Source organism: Cellulosimicrobium cellulans, from assembly GCF_042723955.1.
Classification (GTDB): domain Bacteria; phylum Actinomycetota; class Actinomycetes; order Actinomycetales; family Cellulomonadaceae; genus Cellulosimicrobium; species Cellulosimicrobium cellulans_H.
In genome coordinates, this window is sequence record NZ_JBHXIC010000134.1 from 1 (window position 1) to 7,707 (window position 7,707).

Annotated in this window: 8 protein-coding genes; 1 reads left to right on the forward strand and 7 read right to left on the reverse strand. The window is 74.7% G+C overall.

Annotated elements, in window-relative coordinates; genetic code table 11:
- Nucleotides 1–137 precede the first annotated feature (137 nt).
- From ACFWH7_RS20125 to ACFWH7_RS20140, 4 genes are all read right to left on the reverse strand, one after another.
- The gene (locus ACFWH7_RS20125; RefSeq protein WP_378219302.1) at nt 138–1,082 is read right to left on the reverse strand and encodes an ABC transporter substrate-binding protein; all 945 of its coding nucleotides are present in this window, start codon (nt 1,080–1,082) and stop codon (nt 138–140) included.
- 250 nt (nt 1,083–1,332) lie between these two features.
- On the reverse strand, nt 1,333–1,500 hold the full coding sequence (locus ACFWH7_RS20130; RefSeq protein WP_378219304.1) for a methionine/alanine import family NSS transporter small subunit: 168 nt from the start codon (nt 1,498–1,500) through the stop codon (nt 1,333–1,335).
- Complete coding sequence (locus ACFWH7_RS20135) at nt 1,497–3,122, reverse strand: sodium-dependent transporter (RefSeq protein WP_378219316.1); 1,626 nt, start codon at nt 3,120–3,122, stop codon at nt 1,497–1,499. The genes ACFWH7_RS20130 and ACFWH7_RS20135 overlap by 4 nt, the downstream gene beginning before the upstream one ends.
- A gap of 181 nt (nt 3,123–3,303) precedes the next feature.
- Entirely contained in the window at nt 3,304–4,599 is a 1,296-nt protein-coding gene (locus ACFWH7_RS20140) for an FAD-binding protein (protein ID WP_378219306.1), read from the reverse strand.
- A 109-nt stretch (nt 4,600–4,708) separates the two neighbouring features.
- On the opposite strand from ACFWH7_RS20140, the gene ACFWH7_RS20145 reads away from it, so the two are divergent.
- Nucleotides 4,709–5,593: a CPBP family intramembrane glutamic endopeptidase gene (locus tag ACFWH7_RS20145; RefSeq protein WP_378219308.1), complete on the forward strand. Its 885-nt coding sequence runs from the start codon at nt 4,709–4,711 to the stop codon at nt 5,591–5,593.
- Between the two features lie 12 nt (nt 5,594–5,605).
- Here ACFWH7_RS20145 and ACFWH7_RS20150 read toward each other — a convergent pair whose 3' ends face one another.
- The 3 genes from ACFWH7_RS20150 to ACFWH7_RS20160 all read right to left on the reverse strand — a co-directional run bounded on the left by ACFWH7_RS20150 (nt 5,606) and on the right by ACFWH7_RS20160 (nt 7,610).
- On the reverse strand, nt 5,606–6,241 hold the full coding sequence (locus tag ACFWH7_RS20150; RefSeq protein WP_378219310.1) for a hypothetical protein: 636 nt from the start codon (nt 6,239–6,241) through the stop codon (nt 5,606–5,608).
- A 74-nt stretch (nt 6,242–6,315) separates the two neighbouring features.
- Complete coding sequence (locus tag ACFWH7_RS20155) at nt 6,316–6,954, reverse strand: response regulator (protein ID WP_378219312.1); 639 nt, start codon at nt 6,952–6,954, stop codon at nt 6,316–6,318.
- On the reverse strand, nt 6,951–7,610 hold the full coding sequence (locus tag ACFWH7_RS20160; RefSeq protein WP_378219314.1) for a sensor histidine kinase: 660 nt from the start codon (nt 7,608–7,610) through the stop codon (nt 6,951–6,953). The genes ACFWH7_RS20155 and ACFWH7_RS20160 overlap by 4 nt, the downstream gene beginning before the upstream one ends.
- Between the last annotated feature and the right edge of the window lie 97 nt (nt 7,611–7,707).

Below are 7,707 nucleotides of genomic sequence, written 5' to 3' on the forward strand. Positions count from 1 at the left end.
GGGTGTGTGGGTGTGGGCGGCCGGCGGCGGGCGGTGGGCCTCCCTCCTCGCCGCGTGGGGGGGGGGGGGGGCCCCGGGGCGCCGCCCCCCCCCCCCCCCGACACGGTGGGACTGGGTCGGGGGCTGAACGAGAGGCGTCAGCCGAGGGACGGGTTGATCTCCGCGGTGTCGAGCGCGGCGTCGCCGCTGCCCCAGGCGCCGAGGACCTCGACGAGCTGGCCGCTGTCCATGAGCGACTGGAGCGCCGCCTGGATCGCGGCGGCGAGCTCGGTGTCGTCCTTCGCGACGACGACGCCCTGGGGCGCGCTGTCGAACACGTCACCGAGCTGCTCGAGCTGGCCGCCGGTCTGCTCGACCGCGTAGCCGATCACCGGGGAGTCCGCGTAGAGGACCTGCGCCTTGCCGCCGGCGACGTTCGTCGTGGCGTCGGACTGCGACTCGTACTGGAGGATGTCGATCTTCTCCTCGCCCGCGTCGGTGCACGCCTGGCTCTGCACGGCGATGTCCTCGTCCTGGATGGTGCCGGTCTGGACGGCGACGGTCAGCCCGCACAGGCTCGCCGGGTCGACGTCGTCCGGGTTGCCCGCCGCGACCGCGTACGAGGAGCCCGCGTTGAGGAAGGAGATCATGTTGGCCTCCTTCATGCGCTCCTCCGTGATCGTGAAGGAGGAGATGCCGGCGTCGTACTTGGTGCCGAGCGCGGGGATGATCGCCGGGAAGTCGGCCGACTGGACCTCGACCTCAAGGCCGAGCGTCGCGCCGACGGCCTTGATGACGTCGATGTCGAAGCCGATCGGGGTCGTGCCGTCCGCGTCGATGAACTCGGCAGGCGCGTACTCCGTGTTCGACGCGACGACGAGCGTCCCCGCGGACGCGACGTCGTCGGGCAGCAGCGCGGCGGCCGCGTCGTCGACCTCGATCGTCGAGGGGTCGAACGACGGCGCGGACGACGTCTCGTCGGACCCGGCGGTGCTGCCGTCCGTCCCGGTCTGGGAGGCGTCGGTGCACGCGGTGAGCAGGAGGGCGCTCGTCGCGGTGAGCGCGACGAGGCCGAGGGGAAGCTTGCGCAGGGTGGTACGCATGGTGTTCTCCGATCGGGTGGGGGCCGGGCAGGGGCAGCGTAGACACCGATCGTCTCCGTCGTGTTACGTCAGCACCCGGCCCGGAGGCCGAGGAACGTACGGGGAACAGAGGACCCGGCGGTGCGCAGCACCTGCGCACGAGTGTGAGGCCGTACCGTCCCACTCACCAAACCGGCGGGGACATCGACGCCGAACCGTGACGAACCACCTCGCCGAGCGGGGTCGGGGGCGGTGCCGCGCGCCCCACGTACTACGTGTCGCGCTCGACCGGCGCCGCGTCCTCGCGGTGGTCGTCCTCGTCGCCCGGCGGGTAGTCGATGCGCTCGGGCCGGGCGCGCAGCCGCAGGATCGCGGCGAGCAGCCCGCCCCACACGATGACGATCGCGAGCACCAGCAGGATCAGGGCGGAGGTGGTCATCGCGCCTCCTCCCCGTCGGGACCGGGTGCCTCGCGCGTACCGCCCGCGCGGCCCGACGGCGCCCGACGCGGACCCGGGGCGGTGCCACCCGGCGGGTACGGCGGCCAGGGCACGAAGTCGTCCGGGCTGTGGCGCCAGCGCATCGCGGTGAGCACGAGCGCACCGAGCACGATGAACGCGACGGCGCCCCACCCGACGAGGGCGAGGTACCAGCCGGGGTACCCCTCGTACCCGTCCACGAGGAGCGTGACGATCCGCGACACGAGCATGTAGCCGAGCACGAGCGGCGCCAGCACGGCGACGAGCACCTGCCACCACGCGCCGAGCCGGAACGTCGAGACGGCGTTGAGGTGGTAGCGCAGCTCCGGCCCGCGCCGCAGCACCCACAGCACGAGCACGGACATGAGCACGGCCGACCCCACGATGCCGATGTTGTTCGCCCACTGGTCGGCGGTGTCGAGGGCGATGAGGCCGGTCGTGGTCGAGAAGAGCAGCACGGAGATGATCGCGCTCACGACGCCGAGGCGCACGGACGCCTGCCGCGGGGACCAGCCGAACTTCTCCTGGAAGCCCGCGGACACGACCTGGAGGATCGAGAGGAGCGACGTGAACCCCGCCATGGCGAGCGACCCGAAGAAGAGCGCGCCGAAGACCGGTCCGCCCGGCATCTGCGACACGATCGCGGGGAACGTGACGAACGACAGGATGGGCCCGCTGATGCCCTCGAGCTCACCCACCCCGATCCCCTGCTCGTGCGCGAGGAACCCGAGCGTCGCGAAGACGCCGATGCCCGCGAGGATCTCGAACGACGAGTTCGAGAACGCGACCACGAGGCCCGGGGTCGTGAGGTTGGCGCGGCGCTTGCGGTAGGACGCGTACGTGATCATGATCCCGAACGCGATGGACAGCGAGAAGAAGATCTGGCTGTAAGCGGCGATCCACACGTTCGCGTCACCGAGGGCCGACCAGTCCGGCGTGAACAGCGCGTTCAGGCCCTCGGCCGCGCCCTCGAGGAAGAGCGAGCGCACGACGAGCACGAGGAACGCGACGACGAGCAGCGGGAGGAACACCGTGTTCGCCCGCTGGACACCCTTCGCCACGCCCGCGGCGAGCACGACGATCGTCACGACCCAGACCGCGACGAGCGGGACCAGCACCGACGGCACGAAGTCGAGGCTGACGCCCGGGTCGGCGAGCTGCAGGTAGTCGCCCGTGAAGAACGCGGCCGGGTCGTCGCCCCAGCGCAGGTCGAACGAGAACACGAAGAAGCTCACGGCCCACGCGATGACCGCGGTGTAGTAGATCGCGATGACGAAGCAGATCATCACCTGGAACCAGCCCAGGCCCTCGAGCCACCTCGCGATCCGACGGAACGCGGTGGGCGCTGAGCCGCGGAAGCGGTGCCCGATCGCGTAGTCGAGGAACAGGATGGGGATGCCCGCGGTGAGCAGGGCGACCAGGTACGGCACGAGGAACGCCCCGCCCCCGTTCTCGTAGGCCACCCCGGGGAACCGCCAGATGTTGCCCAGGCCGACCGCCGAGCCGATGGCCGCGATGATGAAGCCGACCTGCCCGGTCCACTCCTCGCGGGGTTTCTGCGTCGCGGGCACCCCGCGGTCCATCTCGGTCGCTGCCACGGTCCTCCTCGGTTGCCGTGCCCGCACACGTGCCGCGGGTCGGCGCGTCGGCGAGCCTGTCGTGCTCGTTCGACGGTAGCGACAGGACGGGTCCCGTGCGACCTCAGCGACACTCGCGCGCGCCACGTCCCGAGCAGGCGGGACCGCTCGGGACCTGGGTTCGCGGTCAGCCGGCGAGCAGGCGCTCGACGTACCCGCCGAGGAAGCGGCCCTGCGGGTCGTACCGCTGCACGAGCTCGCCGAAGTCGTCGAAGCGCGGGTAGAGCGTCGCGACGGAGCCCGGGTCGTGGACGAGCACGTGCGAGAGCTTGCCCCAGTGCGGGCGCGCGCCGAGCGGCAGCAGCGCGGCCTCGACGTCGCGCAGGACGCGCGCGACGTCGTCGGGCCGGGGCTTCCACGTGAGGTGCACGCCGACGGCCGGGCCGTCGAACGGGCTGAGCCACAGCGCCTCGGCGTCTGCCGCGACGGTGCGGATCTCCCCCACCTGGACAAGCGGGGTCACGCGGGGACCGAGGTCGCGCATCGCCGCGAACGCCTCGTGGGCCCGGGCGCGCGGCACGAGGTACTCCGACTGGAGCTCCGCGCCGTTGCTCGGTGTGAAGTCGAGCCGGAAGTGCGGCAGGCGCTCGTTCCACGGCCCGGGCTCGCCGAGCTGCGGCGTGCAGTGCACGGGGTCGATACCGGGCAGGGGGTGCAGCATCGTCGCGGCGGGCGCCGCCCCGAAGAGGTCCGCGCGCCCGGTCCCGGCCTCCCCCGGCGCGAGGCGCGACTTGCGCCAGACCTGCTGCACGCCGCCGGGCCCCCAGTCCGTGAAGAGGCTCACCGAGTACGCCGACGCCGTGAGCTCGTCGTAGTGCGCCGTGACCGCGTCCCACGGCAGCCCGACGTGCACGTCCTGGCGCACGTCGAACGTCGGGACGGTCTCGAGCTCGACCCGGCTCACCACGCCCAGCGCCCCGAGCGCGACGACTGCTCCCGGGAAGTCCGCGTCCCCGCGCCGCAGCGTCCGTCGCTCGCCCTCACCCGTGACCAGCTCCAGCCCGACGACGGCGCTCGCCAGCGAGCCGACCTCGTCGCCCGAGCCGTGGGTCGCCGTCGCGACGGACCCCGCGACGGAGATGTGCGGGAGCGACGCGAGGTTCGCGAGCGCGCGGCCCGCGGCCTGCACGTGCCGCGTCACGTCGCCGTACCGCAGCCCGGCCGCGACCGACGCCACGCCCGTGGCGGGGTCGACCACGACGGGCGGGCGGCCGTCGTCGTACCGGTCGAGGACGACGTGCGTGCCGGCCGTGTCCGCGACGTCACCGAACGAGTGCCGCGACCCGAGCGCCTTGACGCGCCGCGAGCGCCGCACGACGTCGACCAGCGCGTCGGGCGTCGCGGGGTGCACGACCTCCGTCGAGGAGTAGGTGAGGTTGCCCGCCCAGTTGGCGGGGCGCGGGGCGTGGGGCGTCGTCGTCACGCCCCCACCCTGCCACCTGCCGGACCAGCCCGTCCGCGGGGGTTGTCCCCACCCCGGGTCGGGGGCGGCCCGGGCTCTCCGGAGCGGGACGAACCGGTGGGATCGAGACATGACGACCAGCGCACGTCCTCTCCCTGCCTCCTCCCGGTCCCGGCGCGCCTCGCCTGCCATGTCCCCGGACGGCTCCGCCCTGTGTCCGAACGGCGCCGAGCGGCCCCTCCGTGGCGGGCTCGCCGCGTTCTGGGCGCTCGCGTTCGGGCTGTCCTGGGTGTCGTGGGGCGCCGTGTGGCTGCTCGGCGGCGACCTCGCCGACCCGGTCGTGCTCGCGCTCTTCGCGCTCGGCGGCTTCGGTCCGACCCTGGCGGCTCTCGTGCTGGGGGCGGCGGACCGCCGCAGCCCGCGGGCGGCGCGCTGGGGCGCGGCCGGGCGATGGCTCCCGGCCGCGGTCGGGATCGGCGCCGCGCCCGCGGTCCTGACCGCGCTCGTCGTCCCGTTCCTCGGCGGCCCGACGGCCGACCTGTCGGCCGGGGCGGCGGCCGTCGCCGGGTCGGGCGGTCCGCTCCTGTTCGCGCTCGTCTCGCTGTGCGCGGGGCCCCTGTCGGAGGAGTTCGGCTGGCGCGGCTACGCGCAGCCGCGCCTGCGACGTCGGCGCTCGCCGCTCGCGACGTCGGTCGCGCTCGGCGCGGTGTGGGCGGTCTGGCACCTGCCGCTGTTCGCGCTCACCGGGACGTGGCAGTCGTCGCTCGGCCTCGTGAGCGTCGAGGCAGTGCTGTTCCTGCTCGCGATGATCCCGCTCTCGAGCGCGTACTGGCTGGTCAGCGAGCGCCTTCGGGGCGGGGTGCCGGCCGCGGTCGCGCTGCACCTGGTCGGCAACGCCGCCCTGACGTTCCTCGCCGTCACGTCCCCGCTCGCGATGGCGGTCTACGTCGGGGTGATCGTGCTGACCTCCGTGCTGATCCACCTCGTCACCCGCCCCGGCGCACCCCGTCCTTGAGGCGGGGCGAGGTCAGGGCGTCACGAGCTCCACGGGGTGCTCGGCCAGCACCTCACCGGTCTCGGCGTCGAGCACGACGACGGTCGACGGCGGGAGCGCGGTCAGGTCCGGCGCCGTCCAGCCTTCGACGCCGGTGCACGTGCGGCGGTCGAACGACTCCAGGACGGTGCCGGTCGTCGTCTCGACGGTGACCGTGGCGGGGTGGTCGAGCACCTGACGGGGCCACTTCTCGACGTCGAGCCAGCCCCCGGCGTCGCTCGCCGGCGTGCTGTTCCACCATCCCTCGAGCCCGCCGAGCTCGGCCGGCTCGCCGTCGTCGCCCCGGACCTGGATCGGCGTCCCCGCGGAGCCGGCGAAGCCGCCGCACGCCTGCACCCCGTTCGTCTCCACGGGCGGGGGTGCCGAGGTCTCCGCGGCGAGCGCCGGGTCGGCGTCGGGCGCCTCCACCGCCGGTGCACCGCCTGCGGCGTCGCTCGGCTCGGTCCCCGCCGCGCGGCCGGTGAGCGCCGCGGCGATCCCGACCCCGAGGACGGCGACGACGAGCACTCCCCCCACGAGCAGGGCCCGGGCGCGCGGACCACGCCCGGGCCCGTCGTCGTCGGCCGACCCCTCGATGGGCATCTCGTCCCTGGGCGTGGCGTCGTGCATCGTCGTCCCCCTGTCCCCGCGTGACCCGCCGCTCTGCGGGTGTGTCCGCACCCTACCGGCGCGGTCGGGCGGTGTCAGCGGCGGACGCCCCGCGCACGGAGCGCGTGCGCGACCGCCGCCGCGCGCGTCTCCACGCCGAGCTTGGCGTAGACGTGCGCCAGGTGGGTCTTCACCGTCGCCTCGCTGATGTGCAGGCGTCGGCCGAGCTCGCGGTTGGACAGCCCGTCGGCGAGGAGCGTGAGGAGCTCGGCCTCGCGCGGGGTGAGCGCGGTGCCCGGGTGCTGCATCGAGTGCATGAGCCGCGACGCCACGGGTGGCGACAGGACGCTGCGGCCGGCGGCGGCCGCGCGGACGGCGGCGAAGATCTCGTGCGGCTGCGCGTCCTTGAGCAGGTACCCGGTCGCACCGGCGTCGATGACGCGCACGATGTCGGCGTCCGTGTCGTACGTCGTGAACACGAGCACCGGGACCTGCGGGTGGGCGTCGCGCAGGCGCCGCGTCGCGTCGATCCCGTCCATGCCGTCGCCCAGCTCGAGGTCCATCATGACGACGTCGGGCGCGGCGCCCTCGACCAGCGCGAGACCTTCCTCGCCCGACCCGGCCTCGGCGACGACCCGCAGGTCGGGCTGCGACTCCAGGAGCGCGCGCAGCCCGGCGCGCACGACCGGCTGGTCGTCGACGAGCAGCACGGCGACGGGTGCGGGGTCGTTCATCGGGAGCCCTCCTCGGGGACGTCGGCCAGGGGGTCCGCGGCGGGGGCGTCGTCGTCGGTCGGGACCTGCGCCGCGACCACGGTCCCCTCGCCGGGCGCGCTCTCCAGCGTGACCGTGCCACCGAGCTGCGCGACCCGGCGGCGAATCGCGCGCAGGCCGTACCCGCCGGTGCTCGAGGGCGCGGCGACCGCGTCGGGGTCGAAGCCGACGCCGTCGTCGTACACGTCGAGCGCGACCGCGCCGGGCAGGTACGTGAGGGTCACGTCGAGGCGTTCCGCGGCGGCGTGCTGCGCGACGTTCGCCGCCGCGCTCTGCGTGACCCGCAGCAACGCGTGCGCGACCTCGGGCGCGACGGCGCGCGCGTCGCCCCACGTCGTGAGGGACGCGCCCGGCACCTGACCCTGCGCGGCGGCGAGCAGCGACGCGTGGAACCCGTCCGGGTCGACGCGCGCGGACGCGAGGTCGTGGACGAGGTTGCGCGTGTCCGCGAGGCTCGCGCGCACGGCGACCGCCGCCCGGCGCACGGCCGAGCGCGCGTCGTCGGGCGCGGCGTCCCACGTCTGGTCCGCCGCCTCCAGCAGCAGGACGCCGCTCGCGAGGCCCTGCGTCACGGTGTCGTGGATCTCGCGCGCGAGGCGCTCGCGCTCGGCCACCATACCCCCCCCCCGCGCGGGCCCCGCCGGGGGGGGGCGCGCCCCGCCGCGGGGTGACCTGGTGGTGGCTCCCGCACCGCCCGGGTCCCACACCCCGGGC

What these genes read in the sequence shown, in the direction of transcription:
- ACFWH7_RS20125 (WP_378219302.1), bottom strand. Translation starts at nt 1,082, where the DNA reads ATGCGTACCACCCTGCGCAAGCTTCCCCTCGGCCTCGTCGCGCTCACC.
- ACFWH7_RS20130 (WP_378219304.1), bottom strand. Translation starts at nt 1,500, where the DNA reads ATGACCACCTCCGCCCTGATCCTGCTGGTGCTCGCGATCGTCATCGTG.
- ACFWH7_RS20135 (WP_378219316.1), bottom strand. Translation starts at nt 3,122, where the DNA reads ATGGACCGCGGGGTGCCCGCGACGCAGAAACCCCGCGAGGAGTGGACC.
- ACFWH7_RS20145 (WP_378219308.1), top strand. Translation starts at nt 4,709, where the DNA reads ATGACGACCAGCGCACGTCCTCTCCCTGCCTCCTCCCGGTCCCGGCGC.
- ACFWH7_RS20150 (WP_378219310.1), bottom strand. Translation starts at nt 6,241, where the DNA reads ATGCACGACGCCACGCCCAGGGACGAGATGCCCATCGAGGGGTCGGCC.
- ACFWH7_RS20155 (WP_378219312.1), bottom strand. Translation starts at nt 6,954, where the DNA reads ATGAACGACCCCGCACCCGTCGCCGTGCTGCTCGTCGACGACCAGCCG.
- ACFWH7_RS20160 (WP_378219314.1), bottom strand. Translation starts at nt 7,610, where the DNA reads ATGGTGGCCGAGCGCGAGCGCCTCGCGCGCGAGATCCACGACACCGTG.